The 19150-nt window shown below is 63.3% G+C and carries 16 protein-coding genes and 2 pseudogenes; 7 read left to right on the plus strand and 11 right to left on the minus strand.

Annotated features, from left to right (window positions below):
* Window positions 1-5 precede the first annotated feature (5 nt).
* The 3 genes and pseudogenes from RPF88_RS04125 to RPF88_RS04135 form a co-directional block, all read right to left on the minus strand.
* Window positions 6-451 (minus strand): annotated as a pseudogene (locus RPF88_RS04125) (response regulator).
* Window positions 448-1596 (minus strand): histidine kinase dimerization/phosphoacceptor domain -containing protein, encoded by a 1149-nt coding sequence (locus RPF88_RS04130; RefSeq protein ID WP_027160613.1) that lies wholly within the window; start codon window positions 1594-1596, stop codon window positions 448-450. Before RPF88_RS04130 ends, RPF88_RS04125 begins: the two are co-directional and overlap by 4 nt.
* A 106-nt stretch (window positions 1597-1702) precedes the next feature.
* The gene (locus RPF88_RS04135) at window positions 1703-2611 is read right to left on the minus strand and encodes an EamA family transporter (protein ID WP_024501431.1); all 909 of its coding nucleotides are present in this window, start codon (window positions 2609-2611) and stop codon (window positions 1703-1705) included.
* Window positions 2612-2700: 89 nt separating this feature from the next.
* Between RPF88_RS04135 and RPF88_RS04140 the strand changes: the two genes are divergently transcribed.
* On the plus strand, window positions 2701-3180 hold the full coding sequence (locus tag RPF88_RS04140; protein ID WP_013531005.1) for an Lrp/AsnC family transcriptional regulator: 480 nt from the start codon (window positions 2701-2703) through the stop codon (window positions 3178-3180).
* Window positions 3181-3208: 28 nt separating this feature from the next.
* On the opposite strand, the gene RPF88_RS04145 is transcribed toward RPF88_RS04140, so the two are convergent.
* Together RPF88_RS04145 and RPF88_RS04150 are read right to left on the minus strand one after the other, a co-directional pair.
* Window positions 3209-3406 (minus strand): hypothetical protein, encoded by a 198-nt coding sequence (locus RPF88_RS04145; protein ID WP_013531006.1) that lies wholly within the window; start codon window positions 3404-3406, stop codon window positions 3209-3211.
* Between the two features lie 235 nt (window positions 3407-3641).
* The gene (locus RPF88_RS04150) at window positions 3642-4121 is read right to left on the minus strand and encodes a thioesterase family protein (RefSeq protein WP_013531007.1); all 480 of its coding nucleotides are present in this window, start codon (window positions 4119-4121) and stop codon (window positions 3642-3644) included.
* Between the two features lie 163 nt (window positions 4122-4284).
* On the opposite strand from RPF88_RS04150, the gene RPF88_RS04155 reads away from it, so the two are divergent.
* Both RPF88_RS04155 and RPF88_RS04160 read left to right on the plus strand, forming a co-directional pair.
* Window positions 4285-5697: an FAD-binding oxidoreductase gene (locus RPF88_RS04155; RefSeq protein ID WP_013531008.1), complete on the plus strand. Its 1413-nt coding sequence runs from the start codon at window positions 4285-4287 to the stop codon at window positions 5695-5697.
* A gap of 117 nt (window positions 5698-5814) precedes the next feature.
* Complete coding sequence (locus tag RPF88_RS04160; protein ID WP_013531009.1) at window positions 5815-6336, plus strand: hypothetical protein; 522 nt, start codon at window positions 5815-5817, stop codon at window positions 6334-6336.
* 41 nt (window positions 6337-6377) lie between these two features.
* On the opposite strand, the gene RPF88_RS04165 is transcribed toward RPF88_RS04160, so the two are convergent.
* Window positions 6378-7361 (minus strand): Dyp-type peroxidase, encoded by a 984-nt coding sequence (locus RPF88_RS04165; RefSeq protein ID WP_337121743.1) that lies wholly within the window; start codon window positions 7359-7361, stop codon window positions 6378-6380.
* Window positions 7362-7490: 129 nt separating this feature from the next.
* Here RPF88_RS04165 and RPF88_RS04170 point away from each other — a divergent pair, with 129 nt between their 5' ends.
* On the plus strand, window positions 7491-11444 hold the full coding sequence (locus RPF88_RS04170; RefSeq protein WP_337121744.1) for an AsmA family protein: 3954 nt from the start codon (window positions 7491-7493) through the stop codon (window positions 11442-11444).
* A 7-nt stretch (window positions 11445-11451) separates the two neighbouring features.
* Here the strand turns inward: RPF88_RS04170 and RPF88_RS04175 are convergent, their stop codons facing one another.
* Window positions 11452-11889: a MarR family winged helix-turn-helix transcriptional regulator gene (locus tag RPF88_RS04175; RefSeq protein ID WP_127367770.1), complete on the minus strand. Its 438-nt coding sequence runs from the start codon at window positions 11887-11889 to the stop codon at window positions 11452-11454.
* Between the two features lie 154 nt (window positions 11890-12043).
* Here RPF88_RS04175 and RPF88_RS04180 point away from each other — a divergent pair, with 154 nt between their 5' ends.
* Entirely contained in the window at window positions 12044-13846 is a 1803-nt protein-coding gene (locus tag RPF88_RS04180) for a chloride channel protein (RefSeq protein WP_013531013.1), read from the plus strand.
* Here RPF88_RS04180 and RPF88_RS04185 read toward each other — a convergent pair.
* The 4 genes from RPF88_RS04185 to RPF88_RS04200 all read right to left on the minus strand — a co-directional run bounded on the left by RPF88_RS04185 (window position 13843) and on the right by RPF88_RS04200 (window position 15622).
* Window positions 13843-14067, minus strand: a complete 225-nt coding sequence (locus RPF88_RS04185) for a ribbon-helix-helix domain-containing protein (RefSeq protein ID WP_013531014.1) — start codon at window positions 14065-14067, stop codon at window positions 13843-13845. The two genes, RPF88_RS04180 and RPF88_RS04185, sit on opposite strands and share 4 nt — an antisense overlap.
* A complete protein-coding gene (locus RPF88_RS04190) occupies window positions 14064-14261 on the minus strand; it encodes a DUF4169 family protein (RefSeq protein ID WP_013531015.1) in 198 nt (65 codons plus the stop codon). Before RPF88_RS04190 ends, RPF88_RS04185 begins: the two co-directional genes overlap by 4 nt.
* Window positions 14262-14277: 16 nt before the next feature.
* Window positions 14278-14814 carry an SspB family protein gene (locus RPF88_RS04195; protein WP_337121745.1) on the minus strand — a complete coding sequence of 179 codons (537 nt, stop codon included), beginning with the start codon at window positions 14812-14814 and terminating at the stop codon, window positions 14278-14280.
* Between the two features lie 118 nt (window positions 14815-14932).
* Window positions 14933-15622: a TetR/AcrR family transcriptional regulator gene (locus RPF88_RS04200; RefSeq protein ID WP_127385649.1), complete on the minus strand. Its 690-nt coding sequence runs from the start codon at window positions 15620-15622 to the stop codon at window positions 14933-14935.
* A 188-nt stretch (window positions 15623-15810) separates the two neighbouring features.
* Here RPF88_RS04200 and RPF88_RS04205 point away from each other — a divergent pair, with 188 nt between their 5' ends.
* Window positions 15811-17016 (plus strand): multidrug effflux MFS transporter, encoded by a 1206-nt coding sequence (locus RPF88_RS04205; protein WP_013531018.1) that lies wholly within the window; start codon window positions 15811-15813, stop codon window positions 17014-17016.
* Window positions 17017-17313: 297 nt separating this feature from the next.
* Window positions 17314-19100 (plus strand): annotated as a pseudogene (locus RPF88_RS04210) (acetolactate synthase 3 large subunit).
* Window positions 19101-19150: the final 50 nt, after the last annotated feature.

Genomic DNA, 19150 nt, shown 5'->3' on the forward strand with positions numbered 1-19150 from the left:
AGCTGTCATGCCGCCGGCGCCCAGGCGGTTTCGAAGGCCGGCGACAGGGTGAAGCCGGCCGGCCGCGCCGAAACGGGGGGCGGGCGGCGCACGCCTTCCTGCAGGTACCGCAACGCCGACGTCAGCCCGTTCATCGTGTAAGGCTTGGCTATGACGCCGATCGCGCCGGCGAAATGATCGGGGATGCGCTTCGGATTGGCGGTCATGAACACCACCGTCGAACTCTTCCTTTCGCCTATGTACTTGGCCACGTCGATGCCGGACGGCCCGTCACTCAGATGGATGTCGACGAAGGCGATATCGGCTTCGGTCGCATCCGCCATGGCCATGGCTTCCGCCGAGAGGTCGCCCAGCCGACGACGCTGTGGCCGGCGTCCTCGACAAGGCTCTCCAGCTCCATTGCCAGCAGCGCTTCGTCCTCGATGATCAGGACCTTGAGCGGCTCAATCATGACACATTCCCTTTTTCCTGAGGTTCGTTCGGGATCGAGATAACGACCTTCGTGCCGGGGCCGGTGTCGCGCCATTCGATCTCGGCATGCAACTGGCGGGCGAGCGATTTGATCAGCCGCATGCCGAACGAGGCATCGCCGTTGGCGTCGGCCATGCCGACGCCGTCGTCCGACACCTCGATATTCAAGTGGCCGTCGGGCTGGCTCATTTTGATGCCCAGGCGGCCGGCCGACATTCCGTCGGGCTTGGACTTGAAGGCATGCTTGAGAGCATTGGTGACGAGTTCGTTGACCATCAGAGCGACGGGCGTTGCCTTTTCCGCGGAAATGACGATCGGTTCCAGGTCGAGAGCCGGACTGATCTCAGAGCGCCCCGACGCCGTCAGCAGGTCTGTCACCAGATCCTTGGCGAAATCCGCCACATCGAACTTGCTGACGTCCTTCGACTGATAAAGCCGCCGATGCACGGTGCTCAGGGCTTCGATGCGCTCCAGCATGGTGGTCAACGAACGCCTGATCGCTTCGTCCCGTATGGTCCGCCGCTGCATAATGATGAGGGAAGAGATCATCTGCAGGTTGTTTTTCACCCGGTGATCCACCTCATGCAGCAAGGTGGTCTGCGCCTCGAGGGCGGCTTCCAGTTCCGCGGTGCGTTCCTTCACCGCCTTTTCGAAGCGGTCCTTGTCCGCGTTGATGCGACTCTCCGATTGTTTGCGATCCGAGACGTCGAGCTGCGATGCGAAAAAGAACTGCAAATCGCCTTTGTCGTTCGAAACGGGGCTGATGTAGAGCGCGTTCCAGAAGGTCGAGCCGTCCCTGCGGTAGTTCAGGATATCGACGCTGACATCGGTTTCATCCTCGATCGCCGCGCGTATCTGTTCGACAGCGGCCTTGTCGGTCTTCGGTCCCTGCAGGAAGCGGCAGTTCCTGCCCAGAACCTCATGACGCTCATATCCGGTCAGTCGCAGGAAAGCGTCATTGGCGAACACGATAGGATTGTCCTGCTGTCGGGGATCGGTAATGATCATCGACATGCGGGTGGCGCGGATAGCCGCCGCGAACGGATCGCCCTTGCCGTGCTCGACATGCAGATCGTCCGTCATGTGCCATGCGTCGGCAGGCTCCCTGGTCCGTTTCCATTCCATTCTGTCACTCCAAGCCATTTTCGCGGGTGACAACGGATCAGACGCCGATTTGGTTCAATCTTGAGCCTTCCTGTCGCAGTTCGTACCGAGAATCAGGCCTCCGGAGTTAGCCGGCCGATGCCGGCTTGTGGAAGGCGACGCCGGCGACCACCAGCGCAATGCCGAGGCAATCGATAAAACTCGGAATCTGGCGCAGCACGACGACGCCGATCAGCGTCGCGGTGACCGGCAGCAGCGACAGCATCAGCGCGAAGCTCGCGCGTGGCAGCCGCGACATGGCGAGCTGGTCGCAGATGTAAGGAATGACCGACGAGCAGATGCCGACGCCGATGGCGGCGAGCAGCAGCGGCAGTGAGAAAAAGGCCGGCAGCGCATCGGTGAAGCCGATCGGCAGCACGACGATGAAGGCGATCGCCATGGCAGCACCCAGGCCGGCGATGCCGCTGCCGGCGCCTGAAGCGGCGACGCGATGGCCGAGTACGATGTAACCGACAAACAGCGCCCCGTTGAGGATGGCCCAGAACAGCCCGATGGGATCGTCGGACCATCTGACATCGATGAGCAGCAAGGTGCCGGCGACGGCGATGGCAAGGGCGGCGAGATTGCGCGTGCTCCTGAGGCCGATCGCCGCGACGCCGATGATGCCGACGAATTCGATCGCCGCCACCAGCGAGATCGGCAGTCGGTCGAGCGCCAGGTAGAACGAACAGTTCATCACCGCCAGACAGGCGCCGAAGGCCAGCAACAGCAGCCGCGTCGTGCGATCGGCGCGTGCGAAGCTTCGCCATGGACGGGTCAGGGGTGCGAAGATGAGTGCTGCCGTGGCGATGCGCAGCCACGCCATGCCGAGCACGCCGACATGCGGGAAAAGCAGCACGGCGAAGGCCGGCCCGAGATAGTGGAAGACGGCGCTGACGCCGAACCAGACATGCGGCGGCAGTTTTTCCGTCAGCTTGCCCAGGGTGAAGTTGCCCGGGGCAGGGGTCGCCGCGAGAGCTTGCGTTTGATCATCCACCGGATCAGTATCGCAGGCAGATTTGCCTATTTATATAGATGATGATTAGCTCTTTCGGCTATCTTTCTCCCGGAATAAAGGAGTTTTCCATGAAGCGCCTTCGAACTGAAAGCGCCGATCTCGATGCCGCCGACATGAAGATCCTGCGCCTGCTGGAAAAGGACGCGCGCACCAGCACGGCGGAGCTGGCACGCTCGGTGGGCCTGTCGGCACCGAGTGTGGCCGAGCGCATCAAGCGGCTGCAGGAAAGCGGCGTCATCGAGGCCTATTCGGTTAGGATCAACCCGACGGCACTCGGCCTGCCGCTGTCGGCATGGCTGCGCATCCGGCCAGTGCCGGGGCAGTTGGCCGTCGTGGCCGAGATCATCCGCGAACTGCCGGAGATCGTGCAATGCGACCGCGTAACCGGAGAGGATTGTTTCATCGCGCTGGCGCATGTCGGGTCGGTGGTCGACCTCGAGCGGGTGATCGACCGCATCATTCCCTACGCGATGACCAACACGGCGATCATCCAGTCCTCGCCGGTGGTGGCGCGTTCGGCCCTGGCGGCGTTGAGGCGCCAGGCTTGACCTGCGGGGATTGTTCCGTTCGAGGACCTTATGCGTGGCCGCGCTTCATGCGCGCCTGTTTCAGGATGGCGCGCCAGCGGATCATGTCGAACGGGATCGGCTCGTTGTTGTTGGCGATGTGGAAGATCTCATTGTTGACGTTCTTGAGCGAGCGCCAGAAATCGTAGTCGGTGATGCGCGGATCGGCAGCCAACCTGTCCACCTCGACCTTGATGTCGGTTTTCATGCACTTTCCTCGAACCGGCGCCGCGCCGCCCGTGTCGCTACCTCGATGCAGATCGTTTTCGACCGGCCCGCTGAGTCGCGCAATGGCTCAAATGGCTTGTTCCCGTTAAAACCTTGGTAAGGTTAACGAGGGCGCCGCGCCGCTTCAAGCGCCGCCGCCGGTCGATGGCAAGGTTCTGCGATTTTAGATCGCCGGTGTGGCTTTGAAGCCGGAAACGAGACGTGTCGGCATCGCCCTATTTGCGTTTGATGCCGATCGAGCGGCCGGCCCGTTCCGGCATCGGCAGGGCCGAATGGGCGGCGCGCATGTCTTCGACCCTGGCCAGCACATCGGCGGGGAAGGGCGCCACCTTCGGCCCGGACATGTCGACATGCAGCGACAGCGATTCGGAAGTCGCGGCCAGCCAGCCGTCGACATGGCGGATTTCCTGATAGGCCCGCAGCCGCTTGTCGTCATGGTCGATGAGCTGGAAGGAGACCGTGACCTTGTGCTCGAGATGCAGCTCCTGCACGTAGCAGACATGGACTTCGGCGGTGTAGATGGTGAGGCGGCGATCCCTGGCATAGTTCGGTCCCATGCCCATTGCCTCGAAGGCGTCGTCCGAGCAGCGGTCGAACAGCACGTTGTAATAGGCCATGTTGAGATGGCCGTTGTAGTCGATCCAGTCCTTCTCGATGTCCATGGGTTTCGAGACGAAGGGAGTGGGGATGGGCATCGAAACTTCCTTGTTCTGGTGCTGGACAGAGCGTGGCTCCGGAGACTCTATTTGTTCTGACGCAATTTCGGACGGAAAACCGCTTCACACTTTTCCTGGAATTGCTTTACGCATCCATAGACGCATAACAAGCATGGACGCTGGTCCATTCGCGGAGGAATTCATGGCTCTGAGCGACCTCAACCCGGTCGAACGCAACGAGGAAGGCATCGCTGCGGTGCTCGGGATCCTCAAGCAGCAGCTCGGCGAGCGATTCCAGACCGGCCAGGCGATCCGCTCGCAGCATGCACATACCACCACCTACATTCCGACGCAGGCACCGGATGGCGTTGCGTTCCCCGAGACGACGGCCGAGGTGCAGGAGATCGTGCGCGCCTGTGCGGCGCACCGCGTGCCGGTGATCGCCTTCGGCGTCGGCTCCTCGCTGGAGGGTCACACCAACGCACCGGGCGGCGGCATATCGGTCGACACATCGCGCATGAACCGTATCCTGGCGGTCAATCCGCAGGATCTCGACTGCACGGTCGAACCCGGCGTCACCCGTGAGGATTTGAACCGGCATCTGCGCGACACCGGCCTGTTCTTTCCGATCGATCCCGGCGCCAATGCCTCGCTGGGCGGCATGGCCGCAACGCGGGCCTCCGGCACCAACGCGGTGCGCTACGGAACGATGCGCGAGAACGTGCTGTCGCTGACCGCCGTCATGGCCGACGGCGAAACGGTGACAACCGGCAAGCGGGCGAAAAAGAGCTCGGCCGGCTATGATCTGACGCGGCTGCTGGTCGGCTCGGAAGGCACGCTCGGCATCATCACGTCGCTGACCTTGAAGCTGCAAGGCATCCCGCAGGCGATCTCCGGCGGCGTCTGCCCGTTTCCGAGCGTCGAGGCGGCCTGCAACGCGGTCATCGCGACGATCCAGATGGGCATCCCGGTGGCGCGCATCGAACTGGTCAACGCCTTGCAGATGCGGGCGATGAAGAATTATTCCAAGCTCGACTATCCCGAGAGCCCGTGCCTGTTCGTCGAGTTTCATGGTAGCGATGCCGGCGTTGCCGAACAGGCCGAAACCTTCGGCATGATCGCGGAGGAAAATGGCGGCGGGCCGTTCCTGTGGACCAGCGTCGCCGAGGAGCGCACCAAATTGTGGAAGGCGAGGCACGACGCCTACTGGTCGTCGCTGACCCTGCGGCCGGGAGCCAAGGGGCTGTCGACCGATGTCTGCGTGCCGATCTCGCGCTTTGCCGAATGCGTCATGGAAACCGAGGCCGATATCGCCGAGATGGGCCTGATCGCGCCGATCGTCGGCCATGCCGGCGACGGCAATTTCCACGTGCTTGTGCTGATGGATGTGAACGATCCCAAGGAGATCGCGCTGTCGGAAAAATTCGTCGCGCGGCTCAACATGCGGGCCATCGCCATGGACGGCACCTGCACCGGCGAGCACGGCATCGGCCAGGGCAAGATCGGCTTCCTGCGCCACGAGCTCGGCCACGGCGTCGACATCATGCGCACCATCAAGCAGGCGCTCGATCCGCTTGATATCATGAACCCGGGCAAGATCTTGCCGGGAAACTAACCGATTTTCCGACGCAAGGTTCGTAGGCGGCCAGTCTTGACCGCGCCACCATTCGGGCCGAGGCTTGGCCGGTAGCAGGGCCTGAAGCCAACAGGCGTGCCAGCGGAGGAGGATGCCATGGCGATTTCACGCAAGGAAGAAGCGCGCGCGCTGAGTGCCGACGAACACGATCTGGTGGAGAAGTCTCACCATCCGGCGGTGCAGGAGCTCTCCGACGCCGATCTTGCCGGCCTGGTCAAGCTGTTGCGGGAGCGGCGCGACAAGGCGCAGACCGAAGCACACCGCCGCCGGCGTGAGATCCGGGGCAAGGGCGCGGCGAAGGGCGCTACGCCTTCGAAGGCTGATGGCGGGTCGCAGCTCAAGCTTGCGGTGCTGGCCATGGCCATGCGGCGCCTGAATGGCGAGGCCGAGCGGCGCCGGCAACTGGCCGCCAGCGTTTCGCTGATCGAGAATGCGCGCAAGGCATTGGTGATGAAGCAAGGGGCGGCATCGGACGGCCCCGCCTTCAACTCGCGCACCGCGCGCAGGGGTATGCGGCCGGTGGCGAACCAGAGGGCGCCGGATCTGGTCCGGCCAATGGAACTCGGCCGGCAGCGCAGGGCGGCCAAGGTGGCACAGGCAAAGCGCGACGCACGCTGAATTCGCGGTGATCGCGGGCTGAAATCGTTGAGGACGCCTGCCTACCGTGCGGCAGGCTTCGCCTGTCCGCCCTCGACAAGCGTCTGCAGCATGGGGCGGGTTGGCGCGAAGAATGTCGTGCCGGTGTGCGGTGTGGAGAAATCGAGCAGGCGGTCGTAGGCGCCCGGCGGCTCGCCGATATACATGCGCTGCAGCATTTTTTCGGTGACCCAAAGATATCTGGAATAGCCGATGAAGTAGGTGCCGAACTCGTTCTGCCCCGGCCTGCCAAACGGCATGTTGTCGCGCAAAATATCGTACTCGTTGCCGGCGGCATCCTCGATGGTGGCCAGCGACTTGTGCGATTTGCGCGGCGCATCGTCATCGTCGATTTCGATGTTGTCGATCTTGGTGCGGCCGATGATCGCTTCCTGCTCGGGCGTCGGAATGCGCGCCCAGGCCTGCATGTCGTGGAGATATTTCTGGACGACGACATAGCTGCCGCCGGCGAAGTCGGCGTCTTCATCGCCGATGAGCGCAGAGGCGGGCAAGTCGAGGCCGGTCGGGTTGGCGGTCCCGTCGACGAAGCCGAGCAGGTCGCGCGCATCGAAATAGCGAAAGCCGGAAACCTCATCGATGACGCTTACGCCGTCACCGAGATTGTCGAGCAGGATGCGCTCGAACTCGAAGCACATATCGGGTCGCTCGGAGCGGATGTGGAAGAGGAGATCGCCGGCGGTCGAAGGCGCCGAATGAACGGCACCCTTGATCGGTGCGAACGGTTTCAGTTCCAGCGGCCGCCGGTCTGGAGAAAGACGATCCCAGAGATCGCGGCCGATGCCGGCGATGCACGACAGCCGCCCGGAAAGGTCGCGGAATCCGACATTTTTGACCAGGTCGTCGAGTTTGCCGAGCACCGACGCAACCCTAGCGAGCGCGCTCTGCCCACTGGCGACGGTGACGACAAGAAAGACCGCCGAAAGCGACAGCGGAGCGTCGACACTTTGCGCATCGATCGGCACGCGATCCCAGTTCTTGCCCGACATCCGATTTCTCCGCTTCGCCGGGATTTGTTTCAGATCACCGGAGATCGCGCAACTGGATGAATTGCCTCTTTATCGACACGCGGATGCGGGTAGAGTGCGGCAGAATTTCATTCAACCCATTCGGAGCTGATGCTCGCACGCCTGTTCGTGATCTTTGGTGGCCTGTTCGTGCTGGTGCTGTGTGCGGCGCTGGTGGTGCCGTATTTTATCGACTGGACCGGCTACCGCACCGACTTCGAGCGCGAGGCGAGCGCCATTCTCGGCCGTAAGGTGACCGTGCAGGGCGACGCCACCGCAAGGCTGTTGCCGTTTCCCTCGGTGACCTTCTCGAATGTCGCCGTCGCCGGCGGCCCCAACGGCCAGCCGGCCATGACGGTCGAGACGTTTTCAATGGACGCGGAACTGGCGCCCTTCCTGCGCGGTGAAGTGCTGATCTTCGACATGCGGCTGGTGCGGCCGAAAGCGACCATCGATATCGCCAATGACGGCACTGTCGACTGGGCGATACGGCCGTCCTCGCCCTTCGACCCCAGCCAGATCTCGATCGAGAAGCTGACGGTGACGGAGGGTCAGATCGAAGTTCGCCATGCCGCCGGCGGGCGCAGCCATCTGTTTTCCGAGATCAATTCGACCGTCTCGGCCAAGTCGCTGGCCGGCCCATGGCGCATGGACGGCACGCTGCGGCTGGACGGGTTGCGCACCGCGGTCACCGCGTCCACCGGCAAGGCCGAAGGCTCAGGACAGATGCGGTTTCGGCTGAAGGCCGATCCGGACGCCTATCCGCTGGTCATCGAGACCGACGGCAATGCCGGCATCGTCAATGGGGCTGCCGTCTACTCCGGCCAGTTCAAGATCTCCGGTGCCGACAAGAACAGCGCCGAGCTGCGCGGCACCGATGGCGAGACGGTGAAAGTCTCGGCCGGTAAGCCCGATCCGGGCTTTCGGCTGAACGGCAAATTTTCGCTCGACCACCAGAAACTCGGGGTCGACGAATTCCGCTTCGAGACCGGGCCGCTCGACAACCCCTACACCGCCGATGGCAAGGCTTCTGTCGATCTCGGGCTGAAACCGAGTTTCGCCATCGAGGCCAATGGCGCGCAGGTGCAGTTCGACGAGGCGGTGGGCGCCGAAGCCGGCGCCGGCCTGACGCTGGACCAGCGCATCGCGGCGTTCGAGCAAGCGCTGCTCGATATGCCGAAGCCGACCATCCCCGGCACGGTCGAGGTCAAGCTGCCGGCGGTGGTGGTCGGCGACACCACGGTGCGCGACGTGCATCTTTCCGCCGAGCCGGTCGATGGCGGCTGGTCGGTGAAATCGCTTGCCGCGACCTTGCCCGGCCGCACCACGCTGGAAGCGGATGGCATGCTGGTGCTCAATTTGGAGGGTCATTTCGGCTTCAACGGCTCGCTGCTGCTGGCCGTGGCCCAACCTTCCGGCTTTGCCGCCTGGCTGTCGAAGGATGTCGACGAGGCGATCCGCCGCCTGCCGGCCGCCGGCTTCAAGGCCAAGGTCGACCTCTCGCAGAAGCGCCAGGCCTTCAGCGATCTCGAACTGATCCTGGGCAAGGCGAAGTTTTCCGGCCGCATCGATTCCAGCCAGCCCGACGATGCCAAGCCCTCGGTGCTGATGCGGCTTGAAGGCGGTGATCTCGATGTCGACGGGCTGGCGGCCTTCGCCTCGATCTTCGTCAGCGACAAGGGCGCCAATCGCTTTGCCGACCGCGACCTCGATTTCCAGATCAAGGCCGGGCCGGTCAACGCCGGTGGGTTGACCGCCGACACGGTCGACACGGCGCTCAGGCTGCGCGACGGGCTGCTCGAAATCGACCGGCTTTCGGTGGGCGGGCTGGCCGGCGCCTCGATCAGCGCCACCGGCCGGATCAAGGATTTCCCCGCGAGCCCGACCGGCAAGCTCGATGCGTCGGTGGTTGCCGTCGATCTGAAGCCGCTGATCGATGTCGCCGCCCAGCACTATCCCGACAGCGCCGTGCTCAGGGGACTGTCGGGCCGTGCTGCTGCCTATCCCGAGCTGTTCCAGGATGCGCGCATCGACCTGGTGGCGAGTGCAGCCGACAATGGCGACGGCACCACGGGCCTGGCGGTAAGCGGGCAAGGCAAGGCGGGCGGCTCGGCCTTTTCGGCGTCGCTGTCGGGGAAGGGGGCGGTGGACAAGCTTCTCGAAGCGCCGGTGGCGCTGACCTTCAACGCCAAGAATCCTGATGCCACCGCGCTGCTGGCGCTCTATGGCCTGCCGGCGCTGCCGCTCGGCATGCTGGGCGAGGCAAACACCGATATTCAGGCCAAGGGCACGTTTGGCGGCGGCCTGGCGACGAATTTCAGCCTTGCCGGCAATGACTTCAAGGCCGGTTTCGAGGGAACGATCGCCGACACGCCGCAAGGCCTCGCCGCCAAGGGCAAGCTCAACCTCGATGCCGCCGACATCGAGCCATGGCTGATGACGTCGGGCATCGGCCTGCCAGGCATGGGGGCGGGCATGTCGACGTCGCTCGCCGCGCAGGGCGACTACGGCAACGGCCTCCTGGTGCTGGACGAACTCAGCGGCGCCATCAACGAAGCGGCGGTGTCCGGCGACGTCAATATCGATGTAAAGGACGGCGTGCCACATCTGGCCGGGGCGCTGGCGCTCGACGAACTCGACCTCGATCCCCTGGCGGTGGCGCTGTTCGGCGACTCCGCCTTTCTTGCCGACAAGGAGGGCGCAGCCAAAGACGGGGCAGGCAAGGGTGGCGTGTGGCCGGCGACGCCGTTCAGCCAGAAATCCAGCCTGCCATTCACCGCCGACCTCGACCTGACGACGGCAGCACTGGCCGCCGGCCGGTTCGCCACCGCCTATGACGCCGCCTTTTCGCTCAAGCTCGACCAGGAAGGCATCCGCGTTTCGGATCTCAAGGCGAAGTTGCTGGGCGGGGCGCTGACCGGCCTGTTCGAGTTGAAGAACAACAACGGCACCGGGCTGTTCTCTGGCCAGATGAAACTGGCGGGCGCCGATCTGGCGACCGTGCTGCCGGATGCCGGCATCAGCGGCATCGGCGATTTCTCGACGGCGCTGTCAAGCAGCGGCAAATCGGTCGAAGGGATGGTGGCTGCCTTGTCAGGCTCCGGAACTGCGGCGTTGAAGGGCGTGAAAGTTGCTGGCCTCAATCCAGATGCGTTCAGTGCGTTCCTCGCCAAGGCGGATGCGATCGGGCGCGACATCGATGCGGCCAAGACCGCCGGCTTCGCGCCCGAGATCGCCGCTGATGGCAGCTTTGCCGCTGGCGATACCGACATAGCCTTCACGGTTGCCGGCGGCACGCTGCGGGCGCCGCCGGTCAGCCTGGAAAATCCAGCGGCGACCTTGTCCGCCGACATCACGGCGGATCTCAACGCGGCCACGGTGTCGGCCAAGGGTGCGATCACTTATCAGCCTGGCGACGAGGCGCTGGTCGGCTCCGAGCCGGTTGTGAATTTCACCGCCGAAGGGCCGTTCGGCGCGGTCAAACGAGCATTCGACAGTGAGCCGCTGGCGCAGTTCCTGACCCAGCGCGCGCTGGAGAAGGAGCAGCAGCGCGTCGAGGCGATGCAGGCCGCGCTGCTCGAGAAGCAGCGGCTGCGGCGCGAAGTGCGCTATTACGCTGCGCTGCAGGATGCTCGCGACAAGGCGGCCGAGGAATTGCGCCGGCAGGAGGAAGCAGCGCGGCTCAAAGCCGAAGCTGACGCCAAGGCCAAGGCCGAAGCGGATGCACAGGCTCAGGCTGAGGCGGACGCAAAGGCTCAGGCCGATGCGGAGGCGAAAGCCAAGGCGGACGCAGATGCCAAAGCCAAGGCCGATGCGAAGGCGGCTGCCGAAAAGCAGGCCGCCGACGAGGCCGCCAAGGCGCAGACCGAGCAGGAGCGGCAGAAGGCGGAAGAGGCGATGCGTATTGCCTCGCAGGAAAAGGCAAGGCTCGAAGCCGAACGCAAGGCCGCGCAGCCTCCGAAGGTGGAGCGTGCCCCGCTGCCGCAGGCCAACGACAATCCGCCGCCGGCCAAGCCGAAGGCCAATCCGTTCACGATCGACAATCTGCTGAAGTCGCTGCAGTAGTAGTCGACTACCCACGGTCTCGATCGAGCAGCCGCCGCAGCATCGGTTCGATGCGTGACAGTTCGTCGAGATGCGCCGCCGACAGCTCGGCCAGGCAATCGTCGGCGCGCTCGGTCAGTTGCAGCAGCACGCGGCGATGGTCGTCCTTGTCCTGATCCCTTGTGACCAGCCCTGCCTCGCCGAGACGGTTGACCAGTTCGACGGCGCTGTGGTGGCGAATGCGCAGGCGTTCCGCGAGATCGCCAACCGTCACCGGGCCGCCGCCGGGGAATCCCTTGATCGCCAGCAGCGCCTGATGCTGGCGCGGGGTCAGGCCGGCGTCTTCCGCCTGGACCTGGCTGAATTCGAGGAACCGGCGGATCAGGTAGCGAAACTCCGACAGCCGCTGGTAATCGGCCTGGCTGATGGCGGGGCGTGGTTCTCGTGGCTGCGACATATCAGACATGTGTTCGTTTTCCGGCGAAAGCTCAAACGGATTTCGGGCGAAACCGGCTTGAATATTTATATCGTGTTACGATACATAGCCACCGACAAACCCGGCTGGCCGCTTCGACCGTGCCGCATCCCAGACATACGGCCGCCGCCAGGAAGCAACTGCCATGAAGACCCATCATTCGAACCCGGAGCACCTGCGCGATTTCACCACGGATCCCAGGGTGCTGCTCGTCGCCGCCATTGCCGTGGTGGTGGCGACAGCCGGGCTGTTTGCCGGCATCGCGCTTTTGAAGCTGATCCGGCTTGCCACCAACATTGCCTATTTCGGCCAGTTCTCGCTTGCCGACCTGAAGCTCGAGAACACGCCGCTTGGGCTTGCCGCCGTCCTCGTTCCGGTGATCGGTGCGCTGATCATCGGCCTGATGGCGCGCTATGGCAGCGAGAAGATCCGCGGCCACGGCATTCCCGAAGCCATCGAGGCGATCCTGCTCGGGCGCTCGAAACTCGACGCCAAGGTGGCGATCCTGAAGCCGCTGTCGTCGGCGATCTCGATCGGTTCCGGCGGACCGTTCGGCGCGGAAGGACCGATCATCATGACAGGCGGCGCGATCGGCTCGCTGATCGCGCAGATGCTGCCGGTCAGCGACAACGAGCGCAAGACCCTGCTGGTGGCTGGTGCGGCAGCGGGCATGACCACGGTGTTCGGAACACCGATCGCCGCCATCATGCTGGCGGTCGAACTGCTGCTATTCGAATGGACCCCGCGCAGCTTCATTCCGGTGGCGGTCGCGGCTGTTATCGCCGAGGTCGAGCGCACCATGCTGCATCTGCCCGGGCCGATCTTTCCGTTTCAGGGCGGCATGGAGGTGTCTTTTGTCGGCCTTGCCGGCTGGGTGGCGATCGGCGTTTGTGCAGGACTTCTGTCGGGACTGCTGACGCAGATGGTCTATGCCTGCGAGGACGGTTTTCAGAAGCTGCCGATCCACTGGATGTGGTGGCCGATGCTTGGCGGCCTGGTGGTCGGCATAGGCGGGCTGATCGAACCGCACGCGCTCGGTGTCGGCTATGACAACATCACCGACATGCTGGATGGCCGCACCGTCGCGACGGCGGCACTCCTGCTGCTGGTGGTCAAGGCGATCATCTGGTCGGTAGCGCTCGGCTCGGGAACGTCGGGAGGTGTGCTGGCGCCGCTGTTGATCATGGGCGGGGCTATGGGCGCTGTGCTCGCCGGCGTTCTGCCTGCCGCGGATCCGGGTTTCTGGGCGCTGCTGGCAATGGCCGCCACCATGGGCGGCACGATGCGCGCGCCGCTGACCGCCACGTTCTTCGCCGTCGAACTGACCGGCAACACACATATGCTGGTGCCGCTGATTGCCGCCTGCGCCGCGGCGCATGCCGTGACCGTGCTTCTGATGAAGCGTTCGATCCTGACCGAAAAGATCGCCAGAAGGGGACACCATCTGGTTCGCGAATACCGTGTCGACCCTTTCGCCCTGACCAGGGTGCGCGAGGTGATGACGTCGCAGGTCGAAAGCGTGCCGGCGACGATGACGCTGCATGGCGCAGCAGCCTTCCTGACGGCGCCGGAAACACGGCATCCGAGTTTCCCGGTGGTCGACGAGAACGGTCAGGTGCTGGGCCTCATCGATCCGCCGGCGATCTTGCGCTGGAGACGCGCCGGCACGCACCGCACCACCACGCTTGGCGCGTTGCTGGCCGGCAGCAAGGTGACGCTGGCCTATCCGGACGAATATCTCGAAGGCCTTTCCGACAAGCTGCTGATGGCCAACGTCTCCCATCTGCCCGTCGTCACTCGCGAAGGCTCGTTGCTGGTCGGCTATGTCGGCTGGAAGGATCTGATGCGCGTGCGGTCCAGGAAACAGGCCGAGGAGCGCGAGCGTTCGACCTTGCTTGGCTTTGGCACCAGACGCAGGAAAAAGGACGACGCGGTCGAAAGCCTTTAGATACTCTCTCCTCGCTTCGCCCACTCCAGCACATGGAGCCTCAACGCCGAGGACAGGTTGGTGTCGCGGGGCCGCGTCTCGTCGACTTCGGCGACAAGAGCAGCGAGCGTCAGCTCCCTGGTCGCCGCGATCGCGACGAGGTCGTCATAGAAGGGCTTTTCAAGCGAGTAGCTGGTGCGGTGGCCGCGAATGGTCACCGAACGCTTTTCGACCGGGCTCATTGACGGCCGGGGTCGCCGGGCTTTTCACGACGATGCCCGGCAACGAATTTTTCGCTCTTGTCGGCGGCGACGCGATCGCGTTCCTTTTCGACCTTGGAGCGGCCGTGCAGCGCGCGGTTCTGTTCGGCGGCGCGCAGCTTTTCGTCCCGCGCCTTTTGCTTGCGGGCCTGGCGGAGATTGACGATTTCGGCCACGGCGTAAGTCGCCGGCCTATTTCTTGCGGAAGGCGTCGAGCGAGACCACTTCGGCGCCCTTGGTGGCGGCGTCCGCGGCCGCGGGCTTCTTCTCCGCCTCCGCGGCGGCCTTCTTCTCGGCCTTCGGCTTTTTCTCGGAGACGATGGTCAACGGCTCCGGAGTTGGCGCAGCCGGTTCATCGGCTGCCGCACCATCCGTCTTGACGTCGAATTCGAGTTCGAAATTGACCGAGGGATCATAGAAGCCGCGCACGGACGAGAACGGGATTTCGAGTTTTTCCGGCACATCGGAGAAGGACAGGCCAACCTCGAAGCCGGTATCGGTCACCTTCAGGTCCCAATACTGGAACTGAATGACGATGGTCATCTGCTCGGGATAGCGCTCGCGCAGCCGCGAAGACACGCGTACGCCCGGCGCGCCGGTCAGGAAGGTGATGAAGAAGTGGTGGTTGCCGGGGAGGCCGGTGCGCGCGACCTCGGCCAGGACCTTGCGCATGACGCCGCGCAACGCCTCCTGGGCCAGAATGTCGTAGCGGATGTGGTCGTCGGCCATGTGGCGGTCGGGTTCCGTTGAATCGTCCGCATAGCTGTAATCAAGCTTGAGCGCGGCGTAAACCGCATATAGATCACCCTCGCGCGGAAGCGAAGACTATTGCCAGCGATTTGATCGCTCAGGCGCTGGCGAGCGCGCTTTGCTTTTCGGACGATGCCGCGGAGCGGCGCTTGCCGAAGGCGCGCAGGAAGGTGCGCACGCCATTGGTCGCGGATCGCAGCACCTCGTCCTCGCGCGGCGAGCCGCCAAGCATGAAGGTGGTCTGCAGTTCGGCATTGACGAGGCCAAGGAACTGGCGTGCCGCCACGTCCGGGTCCTCGATCGTGAGATAGCCGCCATAGGCGAGGCGGGCGAAGCGGGCGGCGATTGCCGGCCATGTCCTGCCCGGTCCCTGTTCGCGCCATTCGGCAAACAGTTCGGGATAGCGCTCGCCTTCGGTCTGGATCAGCTTGCGCAGGAATTTTCCATCGCGGTTGCAGATGCAATTCTGATTCAAGCGCACCGCAAAGCCGATCAGGTCGGCTTCGAGATCCCCCGGCTGATCGGGGAAGGTGGCAATGGTGGCGAAGATGCCGGCATTGCAACGTTCGGTCAGATCACGGACCACAGCGACGAACAGTTTTTCCTTGTCGCCGTGATGGTTGTAGATGGTCTGGCGCGAGACGCCGGCTTCGGCGGCGATCAGGTCGATGTTGGCGCCGGCGAAACCTTCGCGGCAAAACACGGTGGCGGCGGAGTCGACGATCGACAGGCGCTTGGCCTCATGACCGCGTGGCGGGAAAATGTCAGGAGAAACGTGCAGCTTCATAAAAAACTATATAGAGGTGATTGACGATTTAGACAAGAGTGTCTAAATTTGTGGACACAAGATAAAGAGATTTCGCGTGAGAGAGACGAATGGAATTCGCTCTCGAGGTGTCGGAATCTGACGGGATGGAACGTCCTAGGTTAGACGCCGCCTGGCGGCGGCAACCAGATTTGAAAGAAGCCTCTATCATGAGTCCCAAATTCCTCCGCATCGCGGTCGTGCTCGGCTTGTTGTCCGCCATCGGCCCGTTCGCCATCGACATGTATCTGCCCGCGCTGCCGTCGATCGGCGCCGATCTGCATGCCGGCACCGCTGCCGTGCAGATGAGCCTGTTGATCTTCTTCCTGTCGATGGGCTTTGGCCAGATCGTCGTCGGGCCGATCTCCGACATGGTCGGCCGCAAGCTGCCGCTCTACGGCGGCCTTGCGCTGTTCATGGTCGGCGGCATCGGTTCGGCAATGGCGCCGACCATCGAATGGCTGATCGCTTTCCGCTTCCTGCAGGGGCTTGGCGCCAGCGCCGGCATGGCCGTTCCGCGCGCCATCGTGCGCGACCTGCATACCGGCAATGAGGCTGCCAAGCTGATGTCCTTGCTGATGCTGGTATTTTCGGTGTCGCCGATCCTGGCGCCGCTGACCGGCAGCGTGATCATCGAGAATTTCGGCTGGCGTGCCGTGTTCTGGACGGTGACGGGCGCGGCTTTGCTGGCCACCATCCTTCTGGCGACCTCGCTCAAGGAGACGCGGCCGGTGGAAGATCGCGCCGGGTCCTCCTTCGGTACCGCGCTGTCGGCCTACCGCTTCCTGATGGGCGACCGTAACTTCCTCGGCCTGACGGCGATTGCCGGCTTCGGCATTGCCAGCTTCTTCGTCTATCTGTCGAGCTCGTCGTTCATCCTGATCGACCATTACGGCCTGTCGCCTTCGGTCTACAGCGTGTTCTTCTCGATCAACGCGGTCGCCTTCATCGGCATGTCGCAGATGACGGGGCTGCTGGCCGAGCGCTTCGGCCTGCGACGCGTGGTGCGCGTCGCGGTGACCGGCTATGCCACGACGATGGTGGTGCTGTTCGCGGTGATGGCGACGGGCATCGACCGGCTCGACGTGATGGCGGCGCTGCTGTTCGTCGGCTACGGCTTCCTTGGTCTGGTCATTCCGACCACGTCGGTGCTGGCCATGGAAGAGCATGGCGAGATTGCCGGCACGGCGTCAGCGCTGATGGGCACGCTGCATTTCGCCATCGGCGCACTGGCCATGGGTGTTGCCGGCGTGTTCTTCGACGGTACGCCGCTGCCGATGGTGGCCGGCATCACGCTCTGCGCGGTGATTTCCTTCACGCTGGCCAAGGTCACGCTCGGCCGCTCTCGCGAGGCCGTCGAGGCGCCGGCCGAGTAGTAGACTTTCGATGAGAACGAAGGGGCCGGCTCATGCCGGCCTCTTTGCCATTGGGCGCGGACAGTTCCGTCCGAAAGGCGTTGACGACGCCCGGTTTCGGCTGTAGCAGCGATGGTCATGATGATCGCAACGGCTCTCGTGGTGGTAGGAAAGCGCATGGGCAGGATGGTGTAACCATCCGGCGATAGCCACCCATGCGCGGTAAACAGGCTCCTGACGGGGCCTTTTTTTATGCCCGAAATCCGGGCGATGCCCCGTCAATCATCCTCATCACGCAATACACCACGGATCAGAACCATGACGGGCGAGAACCCTATTCAAACCGCGAGCAAGCGCATGACAGGCGCGGAGATCGTTCTCCATGCACTCAGAGACAATGGCGTAGAGCATGTCTTCGGCTATCCTGGCGCCGCCTTGCTGCCGATCTACGACGAGATATTCCAACAGGATGACATCAAGCATATCCTCGTGCGCCATGAGCAAGGTGCGGGCCATGCCGCCGAAGGCTATGCACGGTCTACGGGCAAGGTCGGCGTCATGCTCGTCACATCCGGTCCAGGCACGACAAATGCGGTAACGCCACTGCAGGATGCGCTTATGGATTCGGTGCCGATCGTCTGCCTGACAGGACAGGTGCCGACAACGCTGATCGGCTCCGATGCCTTTCAGGAATGCGACACGGTCGGCATTACGCGGCCCTGCACCAAGCACAATTCGTTGGTCAAGGACGTCAACGAACTGGCGTCAACGATCCACAGGGCTTTTCACATCGCCAAGTCCGGACGACCGGGACCTGTCCTCGTCGACATGCCAAAGGACGTCCTGTTTGCCACCGGCGTGTACACGCCGCCCTCGGATGCTGCTGCACTGAAGAGCTGTCGGCCGACGGTGGAGAGCGACATCAACGAGATCGGCAAGGCGATAGAGTTGATGGCCAATGCCCGTCGTCCAGTCATTTATACCGGCGGTGGCATCGTCAATTCCGGCATGGAGGCATCGAGACTGCTGCGGGAGCTTGTCGAACTGACTGATTTGCCCCGATCACTTCGACCCTCATGGGGCTTGGCGCATATCCGGCATCCGGCAAGAACTGGCTGAAAATGGTCGGCCTGCACGGATCGTACGAGGCGAACATGGCCATGCATGAGTGCGACGTTATGCTCTGCATCGGCGCCCGCTTTGACGATCGCGTGACTTCGCGCGTGGAGGCTTTTTCACCGAGCTCAAGGAAGATCCATGTCGATATCGATCCCTCCTCGATCAACAAGACCGTCCGTGCCGACGTCGGCATCCAGGGCGATGCCGGCAAGGTGGTGGACAGCCTGGTTCGCTCATGGCGTGCGCTGCCGCAAAACCCTGACAGAAGACGCCTCGACGAATGGTGGAAACAGATCGCGCGCTGGCGCGGGCGCAACTCCTTCTCTTACGAAATGAGCAACGAGGTGATCATGCCGCAATACGCGGTCGAGCGTCTCTACGCGCTGACGAAGGATCGCGACACCTACATTACGACCGAAGTTGGCCAGCATCAGATGTGGGCGGCCCAGTTCTACGGTCTCGAAAAGCCGCGTCGCTGGATGACGTCGGGCGGCCTTGGTACGATGGGCTATGGCTTGCCGGCGGCATTGGGCGTGCAGATCGCGCACCCGGAAAGCCTTGTCATCGATATTGCCGGCGACGCATCTGTCCAGATGACAATGAAAGAGATGTCGGCGGCGGTTCAGTACAATGCGCCTATCAAGATATTCATCTTGAACAACTCTTACATGGGCATGGTTCGCCAGTGGCAGCAAATGCTTCACGGAAACCGCCTGGCGCATTCCTATTCCGAAACTTTGCCCGATTTCGTCAAACTGGCTGAAGCGTTCGGTGCGGTCGGCATACGTTGTGAGAAGCCGGCCGACCTCGATGATGCGATTCAGGAAATGATCGATGTAAACCGGCCGGTGCTCTTCGACTGCCGTGTTGCCGAACTCGCCAATTGCCTTCCGATGATCCGGACGGGCAGAGCCCATAATGAGATGCTCTTGCCCGGCGAGACCTTCGCCAGTGCAACCGATGAGATCGGCCAGGGACTGGTATAGACCCCAGAGCGGGATGCATTCGAATTGAATCGTGCATCCCGCTCGATTGC

Source organism: Mesorhizobium sp. ISC11 (assembly GCF_037162595.1).
GTDB lineage: Bacteria > Pseudomonadota > Alphaproteobacteria > Rhizobiales > Rhizobiaceae > Mesorhizobium > Mesorhizobium ciceri.

What these genes read in the sequence shown, in the direction of transcription:
- RPF88_RS04180 (WP_013531013.1), top strand. Translation starts at nt 12,044, where the DNA reads ATGAAGACCCATCATTCGAACCCGGAGCACCTGCGCGATTTCACCACG.
- RPF88_RS04155 (WP_013531008.1), top strand. Translation starts at nt 4,285, where the DNA reads ATGGCTCTGAGCGACCTCAACCCGGTCGAACGCAACGAGGAAGGCATC.
- RPF88_RS04200 (WP_127385649.1), bottom strand. Translation starts at nt 15,622, where the DNA reads ATGAAGCTGCACGTTTCTCCTGACATTTTCCCGCCACGCGGTCATGAG.
- RPF88_RS04165 (WP_337121743.1), bottom strand. Translation starts at nt 7,361, where the DNA reads ATGTCGGGCAAGAACTGGGATCGCGTGCCGATCGATGCGCAAAGTGTC.
- RPF88_RS04195 (WP_337121745.1), bottom strand. Translation starts at nt 14,814, where the DNA reads ATGGCCGACGACCACATCCGCTACGACATTCTGGCCCAGGAGGCGTTG.
- RPF88_RS04140 (WP_013531005.1), top strand. Translation starts at nt 2,701, where the DNA reads ATGAAGCGCCTTCGAACTGAAAGCGCCGATCTCGATGCCGCCGACATG.
- RPF88_RS04185 (WP_013531014.1), bottom strand. Translation starts at nt 14,067, where the DNA reads ATGAGCCCGGTCGAAAAGCGTTCGGTGACCATTCGCGGCCACCGCACC.
- RPF88_RS04170 (WP_337121744.1), top strand. Translation starts at nt 7,491, where the DNA reads ATGCTCGCACGCCTGTTCGTGATCTTTGGTGGCCTGTTCGTGCTGGTG.
- RPF88_RS04160 (WP_013531009.1), top strand. Translation starts at nt 5,815, where the DNA reads ATGGCGATTTCACGCAAGGAAGAAGCGCGCGCGCTGAGTGCCGACGAA.
- RPF88_RS04145 (WP_013531006.1), bottom strand. Translation starts at nt 3,406, where the DNA reads ATGAAAACCGACATCAAGGTCGAGGTGGACAGGTTGGCTGCCGATCCG.
- RPF88_RS04175 (WP_127367770.1), bottom strand. Translation starts at nt 11,889, where the DNA reads ATGTCTGATATGTCGCAGCCACGAGAACCACGCCCCGCCATCAGCCAG.
- RPF88_RS04150 (WP_013531007.1), bottom strand. Translation starts at nt 4,121, where the DNA reads ATGCCCATCCCCACTCCCTTCGTCTCGAAACCCATGGACATCGAGAAG.
- RPF88_RS04130 (WP_027160613.1), bottom strand. Translation starts at nt 1,596, where the DNA reads ATGGAATGGAAACGGACCAGGGAGCCTGCCGACGCATGGCACATGACG.
- RPF88_RS04205 (WP_013531018.1), top strand. Translation starts at nt 15,811, where the DNA reads ATGAGTCCCAAATTCCTCCGCATCGCGGTCGTGCTCGGCTTGTTGTCC.